The 14,590-nt window shown below is 69.2% G+C and carries 12 protein-coding genes; 6 read left to right on the top strand and 6 right to left on the bottom strand.

Annotated features, from left to right (window positions below):
- Positions 1–5 precede the first annotated feature (5 nt).
- Entirely contained in the window at positions 6–431 is a 426-nt protein-coding gene (locus ACT3UN_RS02250; RefSeq protein WP_444656114.1) for a Na+/H+ antiporter subunit G, read from the top strand.
- A 3-nt stretch (positions 432–434) separates the two neighbouring features.
- Here ACT3UN_RS02250 and ACT3UN_RS02245 read toward each other — a convergent pair whose 3' ends face one another.
- Entirely contained in the window at positions 435–1,355 is a 921-nt protein-coding gene (locus ACT3UN_RS02245) for a GDSL-type esterase/lipase family protein (RefSeq protein WP_444656112.1), read from the bottom strand.
- A gap of 112 nt (positions 1,356–1,467) precedes the next feature.
- Positions 1,468–3,081 (bottom strand): catalase, encoded by a 1,614-nt coding sequence (locus ACT3UN_RS02240; protein WP_441579270.1) that lies wholly within the window; start codon positions 3,079–3,081, stop codon positions 1,468–1,470.
- A gap of 265 nt (positions 3,082–3,346) precedes the next feature.
- Between ACT3UN_RS02240 and ACT3UN_RS02235 the strand changes: the two genes are divergently transcribed.
- Genes ACT3UN_RS02235 through ACT3UN_RS02225 form a run of 3 tightly spaced genes read left to right on the top strand, consistent with a single transcriptional unit; the run spans position 3,347 to position 6,379 of the window.
- On the top strand, positions 3,347–4,006 hold the full coding sequence (locus ACT3UN_RS02235; RefSeq protein WP_444656110.1) for an RNA polymerase sigma factor: 660 nt from the start codon (positions 3,347–3,349) through the stop codon (positions 4,004–4,006).
- The gene (locus ACT3UN_RS02230; protein WP_444656108.1) at positions 4,003–5,370 is read left to right on the top strand and encodes a TIGR01777 family oxidoreductase; all 1,368 of its coding nucleotides are present in this window, start codon (positions 4,003–4,005) and stop codon (positions 5,368–5,370) included. The genes ACT3UN_RS02235 and ACT3UN_RS02230 overlap by 4 nt, the downstream gene beginning before the upstream one ends.
- 10 nt (positions 5,371–5,380) lie before the next feature.
- Complete coding sequence (locus tag ACT3UN_RS02225; protein WP_444656106.1) at positions 5,381–6,379, top strand: ferrochelatase; 999 nt, start codon at positions 5,381–5,383, stop codon at positions 6,377–6,379.
- A 12-nt stretch (positions 6,380–6,391) separates the two neighbouring features.
- Here ACT3UN_RS02225 and ACT3UN_RS02220 read toward each other — a convergent pair whose 3' ends face one another.
- From ACT3UN_RS02220 to ACT3UN_RS02205, 4 genes are all read right to left on the bottom strand, one after another.
- Positions 6,392–7,702, bottom strand: a complete 1,311-nt coding sequence (locus tag ACT3UN_RS02220) for a YkvI family membrane protein (RefSeq protein WP_444656104.1) — start codon at positions 7,700–7,702, stop codon at positions 6,392–6,394.
- Positions 7,703–7,981: 279 nt separating this feature from the next.
- Positions 7,982–9,022 carry an aspartate-semialdehyde dehydrogenase gene (locus ACT3UN_RS02215; RefSeq protein WP_444656102.1) on the bottom strand — a complete coding sequence of 347 codons (1,041 nt, stop codon included), beginning with the start codon at positions 9,020–9,022 and terminating at the stop codon, positions 7,982–7,984.
- Between the two features lie 19 nt (positions 9,023–9,041).
- Complete coding sequence (locus ACT3UN_RS02210; RefSeq protein ID WP_444656100.1) at positions 9,042–10,316, bottom strand: aspartate kinase; 1,275 nt, start codon at positions 10,314–10,316, stop codon at positions 9,042–9,044.
- Positions 10,317–10,422: 106 nt separating this feature from the next.
- Positions 10,423–12,489, bottom strand: coding sequence for an SIP domain-containing protein (locus tag ACT3UN_RS02205; protein ID WP_444656098.1), 2,067 nt, complete (start codon positions 12,487–12,489; stop codon positions 10,423–10,425).
- A gap of 79 nt (positions 12,490–12,568) precedes the next feature.
- Here ACT3UN_RS02205 and fepB point away from each other — a divergent pair, with 79 nt between their 5' ends.
- On the top strand, positions 12,569–13,642 hold the full coding sequence (gene fepB, locus ACT3UN_RS02200) for a Fe2+-enterobactin ABC transporter substrate-binding protein (protein ID WP_444656096.1): 1,074 nt from the start codon (positions 12,569–12,571) through the stop codon (positions 13,640–13,642).
- An 83-nt stretch (positions 13,643–13,725) separates the two neighbouring features.
- Positions 13,726–14,580 carry a DMT family transporter gene (locus ACT3UN_RS02195; protein ID WP_444656249.1) on the top strand — a complete coding sequence of 285 codons (855 nt, stop codon included), beginning with the start codon at positions 13,726–13,728 and terminating at the stop codon, positions 14,578–14,580.
- Positions 14,581–14,590 lie beyond the last annotated feature (10 nt).

Raw genomic sequence — 14,590 nt, 5'->3', positions numbered from 1 at the left:
GAGAGATGATGCTCACACAGACACAGTCCACCGTCGACCTGCTCGCCGCCGAGGCCGGGGTGGTCCAGGAGACGAGCGAGATCGGCTGGATCCCGGCGATCATCGTCAGCGTCCTGGCCGTCATCGGCTCGCTCTACGTCCTGGTCTCGGCCGTGGCGATGTACCTCGCCCCGGACGCGCTGAGCCAGGTCAACATGATCGGTCCCGCGCTCGGCATGGGGTTGCCGCTCCTCGTGGCAGCTGACTTCGTCCACTCCTGGGCGACCGAGGGCTTCGTGGTCGGCTACCTGGTCAGGGGGATCGTCGCCGTCCTCGCACTACTCGTCGTCCAGGCCGTGGGATCCTACGTGATGGGCCGTGCCTTGCACGCCACACTGTGGGACCACACCGTCCCCCTGTCCGGTGGCGAGAGGGCCAAGGAGACGAGCTGACCGTCACACGTGGGGGGCGACGGTCTCCGCGAGGTACCGGGAACCCGCGGTCGAGGGGTGGAACATCATCATGTACCCGGGGGTCGTGGTGTCGATGATGCCGGCGACGTAGCGCTCGGTGTCGGCGGCACAGCTGTCGTGGCCACGGGCACCGTCGATGACCTCGACGTAGGGGGCCCCGATGTCGGCCGCGGCGGTCTTCTGGTTCTCACGGTTCCAGTTCTCCACGTCACGCAGCAGCGGGATGGGCAGCCCGGCCGGCATGTTGGGGACCACGTTCAGCGGGCAGTACATCATGGTGTCGCGGTCCACGGTGGGCAGGGTGCCGGGCACCACGATCGAGGCCCCCGGGGCCACCGAGCGGATCCGCGCCGCAGCGGAAGCCATGTTCGAGCGGTAGCTAGCGGCCACGTTGACCGGATCAATCAGCCCCGTGCCGTTCTCGGCGTAGCCGAACGGCCCGAAGTCGTTCATGCCGACGGCGAGGACCACGGTGGAGTCGTTGTTCAGCACACCGGCGTTGATCGCCTGGTTGATGCGGGTGATCATCGACCCGGAGCTGATCCCCGAGCAGGAGTAGTCGTCGACCGTCCGTCCCGTGACCTGGCTGAGCTGCCGGGGGAAGTTCTGCGGGGACTGCAGGCAGCCCGCGGTCTGCGGGTAGTCGTCCGCCCAGTCGCCGATGGGCCCCGGAACGCCGTGCAGCGTGTTGCGCACCTGGTCGGGGTTTGCGGCGAAGGAGTCGCCGAAGGCGACGATGTTTCCGGTGCCCGGCGCCGCGTGGGCGGCCGGGGCGAGCGTGGCGCCCAGGCCCAGTGAGGCGAGCAGGGCGGTGCCAGCCGCCAGGACGCGGGACGTCAGCCGACCACGTCGGGACGTCCTGCGCGGACCGGTAGGGGTACTGGATGGTGTGGTGGCGGGCATGGGTGAACTCCTCTTGGTGTGGCGCCTGCAGTCATGCACAGGGTATATGTATGCAGAAACCACACTAATGGCAGAAGCTTGCCCGCTCCAGTTCAGCCCACCCTCAGCATGTTCAGCTGTTCTTGAGCTCCGTGTAGATCTCCTTCACACGGTCGCGCAGGTTCTCGTCGACCCGGCCCCAGTAGGTCCAGCACTGGCCCTCGACCTGCTCGGAGACGCCCTGCATCGCCCCGGCGATGTTGCCGGCGAGACGCTCACGGGCGGCGTCGTCCAGCACCTCGCGCACGAGGTTGCCGGCCTGGCCGAAGTCGTCGTCCTCCGGGTGGCGCACGTAGGCGCCACGGGTGAGGTCGCCGCCGTAGTTGTCGTCGAAGAGGCCGAGGTCGTCGGCCGGGCCGGTGGCGGACTCCTGGCCGCGACCGAAACCGTAGGACGACTCCCCCGGCGCCACGCCCTTCTCCACCACGCCGGATCCGTCGGAGACGTCGTCGGTGCCCTCACCGCGCTCGAAGCGGTTCGGCGAGTACACCGGCGTGCCGTCGGCGGGGAACTCGTAGGCCGCCGCGCCGTCCTTCATGGTGTAGAAGTTGCGCTCCTCGACGACCGGACGGTTCACCGGCAGCTGCGGGTAGTTCGCGCCCAGGCGGTAGCGCTGGGTGTCGGCGTAGGCGAAGGCGCGCGCCATCAGCATCTTGTCCGGGGAGAACCCGATCCCGGGGACGATGTTGGACGGTGCGAACGCGGCCTGCTCGATCTGCGCGAAGAAGTTCTGCGGGTTGGCGTTCAGGGTGTAGTGCCCCACGTCGATCAGCGGGTAGTCCTTCTGCGACCAGGTCTTGGTCAGGTCGAAGGGGTTGTAGCGGTAGCCCTCGGCCTCGTCGAGCGGCATGATCTGCACCTTGACGTCCCAGGTGGGGTACTCGCCACGCTCGATGGCGTCGTAGAGGTCGGCGCGGGAGTGGTCGAAGTCGCCGGAGCCGACGACCTTGCTGGCCTCGTCGTCGGTGAAGAACTCCCAGCCCTGCCGGGTCTTGAAGTGGTACTTCACCCAGAAGCGCTCGCCGGCCGCGTTGATCCACTGGTAGGTGTGCGAGCTGAAGCCGTCCATGTGGCGGAAGTCCTTCGGGATCCCGCGGTCGCCCATGAGGTAGGTGACCTGGTGGGCGGACTCGGGGCTGCGGGTCCAGAAGTCCCACTGCATGTCCGCGCTGCGCAGCCCGTTGGTCAGGCGCTTCTGGGAGCGGATGAAGTCGGGGAACTTCATGCCGTCGCGCAGGAAGAACACCGGGGTGTTGTTGCCCACGATGTCGTAGTTGCCGTCGCGGGTGTAGAACTTCAGCGAGTATCCGCGCACGTCACGCACCGTGTCGGGGAAGCCCTGCTCGCCGGCGACGGTGGAGAAGCGGGCGAGCATCGGGGTGACCCGGCCCTTCTGGAAGAGGTCGGCCTTGGTGTAGCGCGACACGTCCTCGGTGACGGTCAGTTCGCCGAAGGCACCGGAGCCCTTGGCGTGCACGTTGCGCTCCGGGATGCGCTCGCGGTTGAAGTGGGCGTGCTTCTCGACGAGGTGGACGTCGGTCAGGGCGATGGGGCCCTGCTCACCGACGGTCACGGAGTGCTCCTCGGTGGTGACCGGGGAGCCGTTGGCGTTGGTCGAGTGCCCGGAGTACGGGCAGACGCCGCGGTCTGCGATGTCCTTCGAGCTCGTGTGCTTGTCCGTGCTCATGAGTGTTCCCTCCTGGGTGCTGCCGTGTCGTGCACGCGTCGCGCACGTGTCAGTCGTGGTCGACGGTCGAGCTCCCGGAGGGTCCTGTCCGTGATAGTCGGTCACGGGGATGGTTCGCAGGCCCTGTCGGGGGCGTCCTGCCGCCTGGTTCCCGTTATACACTCCACCTCGATGCCTCGCACTATCAATCCTGACGGATTTAATGGGTATATTTATGACTCGTGGTGTGGCCGGTCACCGGCCGGTCCTGCTAGAATTCTCTACCGTGCGAAGAAGTTCAGCCCAGTCGGCCCGCGACACTTCCGCCGTGTCCGAGTCGGACCGCGCGGTCACCGACCTCGCCCTGCGTGCCGCCGGTGGCGACCGGCGGGCCCTCAACGACTTCATCGAGGCCACCCACGCCGACGTCTGGCGTCTGCTGGCCCACCTGGCGGACGCCGACCGCGCCGACGACCTCACCCAGGAGACCTACCTGCGCGCGCTCAGCGGCCTGCCTCGGTTCGCCGCCCGCTCGTCGGCCCGCACGTGGCTGCTGGCGCTGGCCCGGCACACCTGGGTCGACAGCGTGCGCCACGACATGGCCCGTCCCCGCCGCTCCGCCGAGCAGTGGGAGGACGCCACCGAGCTGACCACCTCCCCGGACACCACCGGCGGGCAGACGTGGGCGGAGCTGGTGGATGCCCGGGCGATGCTGGACAACCTCGCCCCGGACCGTCGTGAGGCGTTGATCCTCACCCAGATCCTGGGGCACACCTACGCCGAGGCCGCGGACATCTGCAGCGTGCGTGTGGGGACGATCCGGTCGCGCGTGGCGCGGGCGCGGGCGGACCTGCTCGCCGCGTCCGGCCGCGACGCCGGCGACACCGGCAACACCGGCAACGCCGCCGACACAGATCCCGGACCGGTCCTACACTGGGGTTCGTGACCCACCTCCACCACCAGCATCTCCGGTTCCCACGTCAGGACGTCTGGGACTGGCACACCCGCCCGGGCGCGGTGACGCGTCTGACCCCGGGCTTCTCCCGCATCCGTGTCGCCGCCGAGGCGGACTCCCTGTGCGACGGGACCACCCTGCTCTCCCTGCCCGGCCGCGTGCCGGGCCTGCGGATCTGGGAGGCCCGTCACGTGCCGGGCGAATTCAGGGACGGCCACGCCTTCACCGACGAGTGCGCGAGCACCCCGTTGCGCCAGCTCACCGGCTGGCGCCACAACCACACCCTGCGCGAGGACGGGGCCATCGGGTCGGCGGGCACCGTGCTCACCGACTCCGTGCAGGCCAACGCCCCGGCCGCGCTGCTGGACCGGGTGTTCACCTACCGCCACCGCCAGCTCGCCGACGACCTGGCACACCGCGCCCGCGTGGGTTCGGCGGAGGTGACCGGCCACCACACCGTGGCGGTCACCGGGGCGACCGGGTTGGTCGGCACCCGCCTGGTCGCACTGCTGCGCAATCTCGGGCATACGGTCATCCCACTGTCGCGCTCGCGGATGCCGCATGAACCGCACGCCCGGATCTGGGACCCGGACTCCCCCGCCAGCGGCCTGCTCGACGGGGTGGACACCGTCGTCCACCTCGCCGGGGCTCCCATCGCCGGACGGTTCACCGAGAAGCACAAGGCGGCCGTGCGCGATTCGCGGATCGGCCCCACCCGTCGACTCGCCGAGCTCGCCGCCGCCACCGACGGGGTAGGCACCTTCATCGGTGCGTCCGCCGTGGGGTTCTACGGCCACAGCCGCGCCGGACGCGTCAACGAGCGTGCCGGTGCCGGCGAGGGCTGCCTCGCCGAGGTCGTCTCCGACTGGGAGGACGCCGCCTCCCCGGCGGCCGACGCCGGACGTCGCGTCGTCGCGGTGCGCACGGGCTTGGTGCTGGCGGGCGGTTCGCCACTGCTCACCGCGCTGGCGGCGTCCTGCCGGGTCGGTGGTGGCGTGCTCGGCTCGGGCCGGCAGCACTTCCCGTGGATCTCGGTGGACGACCTGGTGGACGTCTACGTGCGCGCCGTGGTGGACGACACCCTGACCGGAGCGGTCAACGGCGTGGGGCCGCAGATGGTCACGAACGCGGAGTTCACCGCGACCCTGTCCGGCCTGCAACGCGTGCGCATTCCGCTGTCCCTGCCGGTGCCGGCGGCCGCCCCGGCGATGCTGCTGGGCGTGCAGGGGGCCGAGGAGCTCGCCCTCGCCGACCAGAACGTCTCGCCCCGGGTGCTCGAGGACCTCGGGCACGTCTTCCGCCACACCACCCTGCGCAGTGCCCTGATCCACGAGTTGGGGCTACCCGGCGAGTAGAATCGCGGGCATGGCTGAGTCTGGCATGTCTGACACCACCGCCCGCAGGGCACTGCTCGTCCTCTCCTTCGGAGGACCCGAGAAAGAGGAGGACGTGGTCCCGTTCCTCGAGAACGTGACCCGCGGCAGGGGTATCCCCCGCGAGCGTCTCGCCGAGGTCGGTGAGCACTACTACCGTTTCGGCGGCAAGAGCCCCATCAACGACCAGAACCTGGAGATCATCGACCACCTGCGCACCGAGATCGACGCACGTGGCCTGGATCTCCCCGTCTACTTCGGCAACCGTAACTGGGAGCCCTACGTGGAGGACACCACCAGGCAGATGGTGGCCGACGGCATCACCGAGGTCGTGGTCTTCGCGACGTCGGCCTGGGGCGGCTACTCCGGCGACATCCAGTACCGCGAGGACATCGAGCGGGCGCTGCAGTCCTGCCGGGACGCGGGCCTGACCCCGCCGACGATGACGAAGATCCGCCCCTTCCACGACCACCCGCTGTTCCTGTCGTCCTTCGCGCGCCTGGTGGACGCCGCCCGGCAGGAGCTTCCCGCCGACGTGCGGGAGGACGCCCGCCTGCTGTTCACCGCGCACTCCGTGCCGGTCTCGGCGGACGAGACGTCCTCCTCGGACTCCACGCACCGCTACTCCGGGCAGGTGCTCACCGCCGCCCGCGAGGTCCGCGAGCTGACGAGCTTCGCCTCCGACGGGGAGGACGGCACGGACGTGGAGCTGGTGTGGCAGTCGCGCTCGGGCCCGCCGCACATCCCGTGGCTGCACCCCGACATCTGCGACCACCTCGAGGAGACCGTCGGTGCCGGCGACCGGCGACCGATCGTGCTCGTGCCGATCGGCTTCATCTCCGACCACATGGAGGTGATGTGGGACCTCGACAACGAGGCCGCCGAGACCGCCGCCGAACTGGGGATCACGATGGTCCGCGCCGCCACGCCGGGCCCGACCCCGGAGTTCACCGAGATGATCCTGGACCTGGTCCCGGACCAGGTGAACTAGCGGACTAGCGGGCTAACGCAGCTCGTCGCGGGTCTCCTCCCAGAACTCCTCGGCGTCGAAGTCCTCGGCGGAGAAGTCGATGTCGTCGTCGCCGTCGAGTTCCTGGACGACGTCCTCGGTGACGTCGTCGCGGAGCTGGCCGGCACTCACACTGGACTCCTTGAAGGACTTCTCCAGCGTGGCCCAGTCCTTGCGGGTGAACTTCCCCTTCGGGTCCACGAGCCGCAGGATCAGTGTGCGGATGCGGTCGCGGCGCAGGACCTCGCGTCCGATGCGCTTCCGGCCGTTGACCACCCACGTGCCCAGCAGCACGGCGACGAGGGCGATGCCGAGCCAGCCGAGGATCGGGAAGACCTTGTTCACCAGCAGGGCGAAGTCGAAGAAGCTCAGGGCGAAGGCGGCGAGCGTGAGCACCACGAACACCGGGCGGTAGCCGGTGGCGCGGTTCACGGTGAGGCGTTTGCCCAACGAGTAGAGCACGCCGAGGGTGGTGCTGAAGATCATCAGGTAGGTCGCCACGGACGCCACGATGCCGATGCCGGGGCTCATCTGGTTGATCAGCTCGAGGGTGGGCAGGGCCTTGTCGGCGACGTCGGTGATGCGGAACAGCAGGGCGACGGTGATCAGCAACAGGATGCCGGCGAACAGCGAGCCGCCGATGAACCCGCCCCACCCGGCGGTGCGAGTGTTCCAGTTGCTGCCGCCGATGAGGATGGCCATGGAGATGCCGCTGAACATCGCCAGGCCCACGTAGTTGAGGGTGGCGAGCAGCCAGCCGGAGACCGGGGAGTCGACGTTGGCCACGGCGTAGTCGCTGACGGCCTGCAGTGACTCCGGCGGGGACGCCACGGCGTAGATGCCCGCGGCGATGAGCAGCAGGATCATCACCGGGGTGATCATGGCGATGACCTGGGTGACCCGGTCGACGTCGAGCATGCCGGTGGTGAGCACGAGGGCGGCCATCAGTGCCGATCCGACCCACAACGGCAGCCCGAACTGCTGGTTGAGGTTGGAGCCGGCACCGGCCATCATCACGAAGCCGATGCAGAACTGGGCGATCGACAGCGAGTAGTCCAGGAACACCGCCACCGGCTTCGAGGTGACCCCGGTGAAGACCTTCTCGTGGGACCGCGCGCGGAAGTAACTGCCGTACTGCAGGATGACCATGGCGGTGATCGGCATGAGGACCACCACGACCGCCGCCCCGGCGATGCCCCAGAATCCGTAGGACGCGTAGTACTGCAGCATCTCCTGCCCGGAGGCGAAGCCTGCGCCCACGGTCACCCCGAAGTACGCCAGCGCGATGACGAGTGCTTTCTTCACTAGTGCTCTCCCTATCCGGCGCCGGGACGCCAGCTGCGGACAGGTAGTCGCTGTGGTGCAGTGTGCTGGGGTGGTGTTCCCCAGGTTTTGGCGGCCCGGCACTCGTGAAATCTGTGATCACATAAGTTGGACGGGAAACACGGTAGCATGCGTCACATCAGCGCCTTCCAGGGTGTCACTGACCTGCGAGGACACAAAAGCCTGCGCCGGTGCACCCTCCTCGAGAGGAGGAATGCACCGGCACAGGCTCACCGGCCCCGACGTGCGGGACGAGAACCGCTAGAGCAGCAGCTCCGCGATCTGGATCGTGTTCAACGCCGCGCCCTTGCGCAGGTTGTCGCCGGAGACCACGAGGACCAGGCCACGGCCGTCTTCCACCGACTGATCCTGGCGGATACGACCCACCAGGGACGGGTCCACACCCGCTGCAGCCAGCGGCGTGGGCACGTCCGTCAGCTCCACACCGGGCGCCGCCGCCAAGACCTCCTCGGCACGCTCCGGGGTGATCGCGGAAGCGAACTCCGCGTGCACCGTCATCGTGTGCCCGGTGAACACCGGAACACGCACGCAGGTGCCTGCCACGGGAAGCTCCGGGATGTGCAGGATCTTGCGCGACTCATTGCGCAGCTTCTGCTCCTCGTCGGTCTCCCCGGAGCCGTCGTCCACGATGCTGCCGGCCATCGGCAGCGCGTTGAAGGCGATCGGGGCCACGTACGGGCCGAAGTCCTCGACCTGCAGCGCCGACCCGTCGGTCGCCAGGTTCTCCAGCACCTCCAGGTTGGCCCGCACCTGGTCGGCCAGGGCCTTCACCCCGGCCAGACCCGAACCGGACACCGCCTGGTAGCTCGACACGTGCAGGCGCTTCAGACCGGCCTCACCGTGCAGGGCACCCAGCACCGGCATCGCCGCCATGGTGGTGCAGTTCGGGTTGGCGATGATGCCCTTCGGCACGTCCTTCGCGTCGTCCGGGTTGACCTCCGAGACGATCAGCGGGACCTCCGGGTCCTTACGCCACGCCGAGGAGTTGTCCACCACGGTGGCGCCGGCCTCCACGAAACGCGGGGCCTGCACCTTGGACGTCGCACCACCGGCGGAGAACAGGGCCACGTCGATGCCACGCAGGTCCTCCGTCGAGGTCGCCTCGACGTCCTCGACGACGACACGTCCGCCGTTGAACTCGATCTCGGTGCCCGCCGAGCGGGCCGAGGCGAAGAAACGCACCGAGTCCAGCTTCTCCAGCACGGCCGGACGGTTCTCCAGGATGTCACGCATCACGCGGCCGACCTGGCCGGTGGCGCCCACAATCGCGAGAGTGGTCATGGTTTTCTCGGTGTCCCTTCTACCGGCCGGTGCCGGCGTAGACGGTGGCGGTCTCCTCGCCACCGAGCTTGAAACGCTCGTGCAGGGCGGCCACGGCCGCGTCGAGGTCGGTGTCGCGGATCAGCACGGAGATACGGATCTCCGAGGTGGAGATCAGCTCGATGTTGATGCCCGCGTCGCGCAGCGCCTCACAGAAGTCCGCGGTCACGCCGGGGTGCGACTTCATGCCCGCACCCACCAGCGACACCTTGCCGACCTGGTCGTCGAACAGCAGCTGCCCGAACTTCTGGTGCTCCTCGGTGCCCTGCAGGCCCTTGAGCAGCTCCACGGCGCGCGGTGCGTCCTCCCGCGGGCAGGTGAAGGTGATGTCGGTCAGGTTGTCCGCCAACGAGGACACGTTCTGCAGCACCATGTCGATGTTGATCTCCGCGTCCGCCAGGGTGCGGAACACGCGGGCGGCCTCGCCCGGCTTGTCGGGGATGCCGAGCACGGTGACCTTCGCCTCGGAACGGTCGTGGGCGACACCGGTAAGGACTGCTTCTTCCACGGGGATATCCTCCAAAGAGCCGGACACCAGGGTGCCGGTTTCGTTGCTGAATGATGAACGGACACGGATCGGGACGTTGAAGGCGCGGGCGTACTCCACGCACCGCAGCATCAGGATCTTGGCGCCGACGGCGGCCATCTCCAGCATCTCGTCGAAGGAGATGGTGTCCAGCCGCTTGGCGTTGGGAACGATGCGCGGGTCGGCGGTGTACACGCCGTCGACGTCGGAGTAGATCTCGCACACGTCGGCCTTCAGTGCGGCGGCCAGCGCCACGGCGGTGGTGTCCGAGCCACCACGGCCCAGGGTGGTGATGTCCCGGGTCTCCCGGTTGACGCCCTGGAAGCCGGCGACGAGGCAGATCTTTCCCTCGTCCAGCGCCTCGCGCACCCGGCCCGGGGTCACGTCCACGATGCGGGCGTTGCCGTGACGCTCCGTGGTGATCACCCCGGCCTGGGAGCCGGTGAAGGACTGCGCCTCGGCGCCGAAGGAGTCGATGGCCATGGCCACCAGGGAGTTGGAGATGCGCTCACCGGCGGTGAGCAGCATGTCCATCTCACGGCCCGGCGGCACCGGGTTGACCTGGTTCGCCAGGTCGAGCAGGTCGTCGGTGGTGTCACCCATCGCGGAGCAGACCACGACCACGTCGTGGCCCTGCTTCTTGGTCTCCACGATGCGCTGCGCCACGCGCCGGATACGTTCGGCGCTCTCCAACGACGATCCGCCGTACTTCTGCACGATCAAGGCCACGGTTCCCAGCTCCACCTTCCCGTGTTGACGGGATAACTCGTTATAATTGCTCAGACCTCCCCAGCGTACCTGAGCCTTCACTGCTCCCGGAAGCCGGTGTCGCAGGTCACTTTCCGGCGACGACCACGGCGTGGCTACCCCACCCGACCGGCATGTCCGCCACCCCGGTGAGACCCGCCTCCGCCACCGCGGACGCCAGGTCACGGGCCGTGGGCAGACGGTGCCCGTCAACGAGCATGCGGGTCAGGTCCTCCTCGTAGTCGTGGTCCTCCTCCCCGCTCTCGGCGAGCAGCCGGGTGACGACCACGACACTGCCGGACGGCCCGACGATCGAGGCCGCCTCGGCGAGCAACGTCGGGACGTCCTGCGCGGTGCGCAGTGCGAAGGGGTCCAACAGGATCAGGACGCCCGGCGCGTCCGGCGCACTTCCAGCGTCCCCGGTGCCTTCCGCCCAGTCCCGCACCTCGACGCGGTCCCGGCGCGAGGCGGCGACCTCGCGCAGCACCCGCTCGTGCGAGGCGTCCTGTGACTCCTGCAGGTCGAGCACCGTGACGTTAAGGTCGCCACGGGCGCGGACGAGCTCGTCGGCGTACACCGCGGCGGCCACGCCCTCGGACGCTCCGGCCACGGCGACGTGCGTCGGCGCACCGCCGGGCAGTGCGTCCAGCTTCTTCGCCAGCGCCGGGGCGACCCACTGGGCGCGGGTGGCCTCGCCGTCGGCGAGGGTCTCGCCCAGGGCGGGATTCTCGGCCCGGACGGACGCCCAGTCGGCCCCGCGCGAGCCGACGGCTGCCGGCGTGCCGGTGCGCAGCGTCTCGTCGAGGTGCAGCCAGGCCAGCGACTGGACCGCCCCCGGCCCGGTCAGACGGGCGACGACACCCTCCGGGTCGGCGAGCTCGTTGCCCAGGGTCGTCAGCTGCACGGTAGGGGTCGCAGCGTCTTCAGCGTCACCGACGATGGTGAGCAGGTCGAGCGACTGCAGGTAGCGCAGGAAACGCAGGAGCCGGTCCGGGTCCACCCCGGTCGCGCCGGCGACCTCGGCGAGGGGCGCCGCCGGTCCGCCCGCCGCCTCGGCAGCCACGTCGACGGCCTCGAACAGGCCCAGCCGTGCAGCCGCCTGCAGTGCCAGGCCCGGCGCGATCTCGGTGAGCTCGTGGAGCTGCATGAGCACGGAGATGCTCGACGACGGTGCCTCGGCTGCGGCGGCGGCACCGGTCGCGTCCTCCCCCGCCTCGCCGTTGCCCTCTTCCTGGGCGGCCGGCTGCGGGGCGTCGACCTTGCGCCAGTAGCCGGTGACCTGCACGTGCTCGCGCGGCACCCCGGCGGTCTTGATGAAGGAACGGACCTTCTTCAGCCGTCCGGCCTCACCACCGGCCCACACGAAGGGCGTGCCCTCCGGCAGTGCGGTGTCGCCGGACGCCAGGGCGTCGACCTCCGCGGTGAAGTCCCCGCCCTCGGCGCGCACGACCCAGCGCAGGTCCAGGGTGTCCGCGCAGGCCACCTGACCCAGGTCCTCCTGGATGTCGGCCCGGTCCGGGACCTCCACGATGGCGAGCACGCGGTGCCCGGCGGGCACCTCCTCCAGGCAGCGGCCGATCGCCGGCAGGGCGGTCTCGTCGCCGACGAGCAGCAGCCAGTCGGTGTGGACCGGCAGCGAGGCGCAGTTCTTCGGGCCGGCGGCGTACACCTTGTCGCCGACGCCCGCGGTGGACGACCACCCCTCCGCCAGGCCCGCGCCGTGACGGGCGAAGTCCACGACGAGTTCGCCGTGCTCCCCGGCGTCCGGCGACCAGCGGCGCACCGTGTAGGTACGGAAGAGCTCGTTGACCTCGGCGGTCCAGTCCAGGCGGCCGTCGCCCAGCGACACCGGATAGGGACGCTCGGCGGTCTCCGGGTGGGGGAAGATCATCCGCATGTCGTCGTCGAAACCGTCGGAGACGATGGCCGGCACGGTCTCACCGTCGCGCTCATGGGCGCGCAGCCCCTCACCACCGAAGACGATGCGGCGCATGTTCGGGGAGACGTCCTCGACCCCGAGCACCTCCAGCTCGCGCATCGTGATCGGGTAGATGTCGGTGTCGCGGCTGATTCGTGGCACGGCGAAGTGCTCCTCACGTTGGGTGCGGGGGTGGCGGTCGAACCGCTTCGCCACGAGGTTAGCATCACCTGACATACCCCCTACCGGTGGACGGGCGGTGCCGATACGATTACTGAGCGTAACCACCCTTTCGTATTCTCGAGGAGAGAATCACATGTCTCATCTGCCCACCATGCGCCGCCGGATCGCCGGCGCCGTCGTCGTCTCCGGCCTCGTGTTCGCCATGGCCGCCTGCTCCGACGACAGCGACGACAGCAGCTCGTCCGACGGTTCCGACAGCACCGACACCTCCGCCGCGGCCCAGAGCGACGGCGAGTGGCCGCGCACCGTCGACTCGATCGGCGTCGACGACGGCACCCCCACCGGTGAGACCGAGGAGGTGGAGATCCCCGCCCAGCCCGAGCGCATCGTGTCGACGTCGGTGACCCTGACCGGCAGCCTGCTGTCCATGGACGCCCCGGTCATCGCCTCCGGTGCAGCGAGCCCGGGCCCGACCTCCGACGACAAGGGCTTCTTCAAGCAGTGGGCCGACGTCGCCGACGAGCGTGGTGTCGAGGAGATCGGCCAGCTGGAGCCGGACTTCGAGAAGATCGCCGCCCAGGACCCCGACCTGATCATCGTCTCCGCCTTCGGCGCGGACGCCGCCCCGGACCTCGCCGAGCGCCTGTCGGAGGTCGCCCCCACCGTGGTCCTGGACTACTCCGACAAGGACTGGACCGAGGTCACCACGCAGCTCGGTGAGGTCACCGGCCACGAGGAGGAGGCCGCCGACGCCATCCAGGAGTTCAAGGACCGCGCCACCGAGGTGACCGAGAACATCGAGGAGCCCGAGCAGCCCGTGCAGTTCATCCTGCCGGCGACCGACGGCGGCGTGAACTTCATGACCGGTGAGTCCGCGCAGGGCCGCATCATCGAGGAGCTCGGCTGGGACCTGGACGTCCCCGGCGAGGGTGTGGCACGTACCGACGGCGACTACGCCGGACGCACGGACGTGGTGCAGGTCACCGACGAGAACCTGGACAAGGGCCTGACCGGCCGGACGATCTTCGCCACGAACGCCGACGCCGACAACCCCGTCAGCGAGCAGATGGCCGAGAAGCCCACCGCGCGCAACACCTACGCCGTGGAGAACAACCGCATCTTCGAGTTCAGTGCCGAGACCTTCCGCATCGACTACTACAGCGCGATGGTGATGCTCGACCAGATCGAGGAGTACTTCGCGAAGTGATCGTGACGTGATCGTGGGGTAATCGGGTAATAAAGCCCTCTGATACATCCTCGGCGGCGGACGACTAGTCTGAGTTTCTGATGATGCACAGCAACCTGCTCGCTGTCGTCTTCGCCCTTCTTTCTGCCCTCACCGTGGCCTGGGGAACGATCCTGCGCCACCAGGTCGCCGAACAGACGTCGGGCGACCGCGACAACGCCCACGGCACCCCGGTCCTCGCGGCCGTCGCCCGTCCACGCTGGTGGGCGGGCGTCTTCTGCGCGCTGGCGGCCTACGGGCTGCAGATCGTGGCGCTGGGGTTCGGCACGCTGCTGGTCGTCCAGCCGGTACTGGTGCTCTCGTTGATGTTCACCCTGCCGCTGGCCGCCCGTTTCGACGGACGCCGGGTGTCGCGCATGGAGATGGCGTGGGCGACGCTGCTCACCGTCGCCGTGGGCGTGGTCGTGGTGTGGGGACGTCCCCTGCCCGGCAACGACTTCCCGACGCTGGGCACGTGGATGGCCACGCTCGGGGTGGGCGCGATCGTCTTGCTGGCCCTGATGTGGCTGGCCTCCCGGCAGCAGCTGCGCACCCGGGCCCTGATCCTCGGCGCCGTCACCGGCGCGATCATGGGTTACCTGGCGGTGCTGTCGAAGTCGGTGGTCAACATCTTCAACCAGGAGGGCGTGGCCGCCCTGCTGACCACCTGGGAGCTCTACGGGGTCATCGCCGCGGCGATCATCGGCACACTGGTGCAGCAGGCCAGCTTCAACGCCGGCGCGTTGAAGAACTCGCTGCCCGCCATGACGATCACCGAGCCGATCGTGGCGTTCGTGCTGGGCTACCTGGTGCTCGGTGAGCGGTTCCAGGTGGAGGGCGCCCAGTGGCTGATCATGGCCGGTGCCCTGGTGGTGATGATCGTGTCCACGGTGGTGCTCTCGCGCCGCGGCGTGGAGTGAGTGGAAAAGG

Origin of the sequence: Corynebacterium sp. AOP12-C2-36, from assembly GCF_052379185.1 — a bacterium.
In the GTDB taxonomy this organism is placed as follows: Bacteria; Actinomycetota; Actinomycetes; order Mycobacteriales; family Mycobacteriaceae; genus Corynebacterium.
Note: the sequence above shows the minus strand (reverse complement) of the source record. Positions and strands in the feature narration are given on the sequence as shown.

Bases quoted from the DNA above. Each gene is read 5' to 3' on its own strand.
- ACT3UN_RS02245 (WP_444656112.1), bottom strand. From the start codon at position 1,355: ATGCCCGCCACCACACCATCCAGTACCCCTACCGGTCCGCGCAGGACG.
- ACT3UN_RS02205 (WP_444656098.1), bottom strand. From the start codon at position 12,489: ATGTCAGGTGATGCTAACCTCGTGGCGAAGCGGTTCGACCGCCACCCC.
- ACT3UN_RS02225 (WP_444656106.1), top strand. From the start codon at position 5,381: ATGGCTGAGTCTGGCATGTCTGACACCACCGCCCGCAGGGCACTGCTC.
- ACT3UN_RS02195 (WP_444656249.1), top strand. From the start codon at position 13,726: ATGCACAGCAACCTGCTCGCTGTCGTCTTCGCCCTTCTTTCTGCCCTC.
- fepB (WP_444656096.1), top strand. From the start codon at position 12,569: ATGTCTCATCTGCCCACCATGCGCCGCCGGATCGCCGGCGCCGTCGTC.
- ACT3UN_RS02240 (WP_441579270.1), bottom strand. From the start codon at position 3,081: ATGAGCACGGACAAGCACACGAGCTCGAAGGACATCGCAGACCGCGGC.
- ACT3UN_RS02250 (WP_444656114.1), top strand. From the start codon at position 6: ATGATGCTCACACAGACACAGTCCACCGTCGACCTGCTCGCCGCCGAG.
- ACT3UN_RS02215 (WP_444656102.1), bottom strand. From the start codon at position 9,022: ATGACCACTCTCGCGATTGTGGGCGCCACCGGCCAGGTCGGCCGCGTG.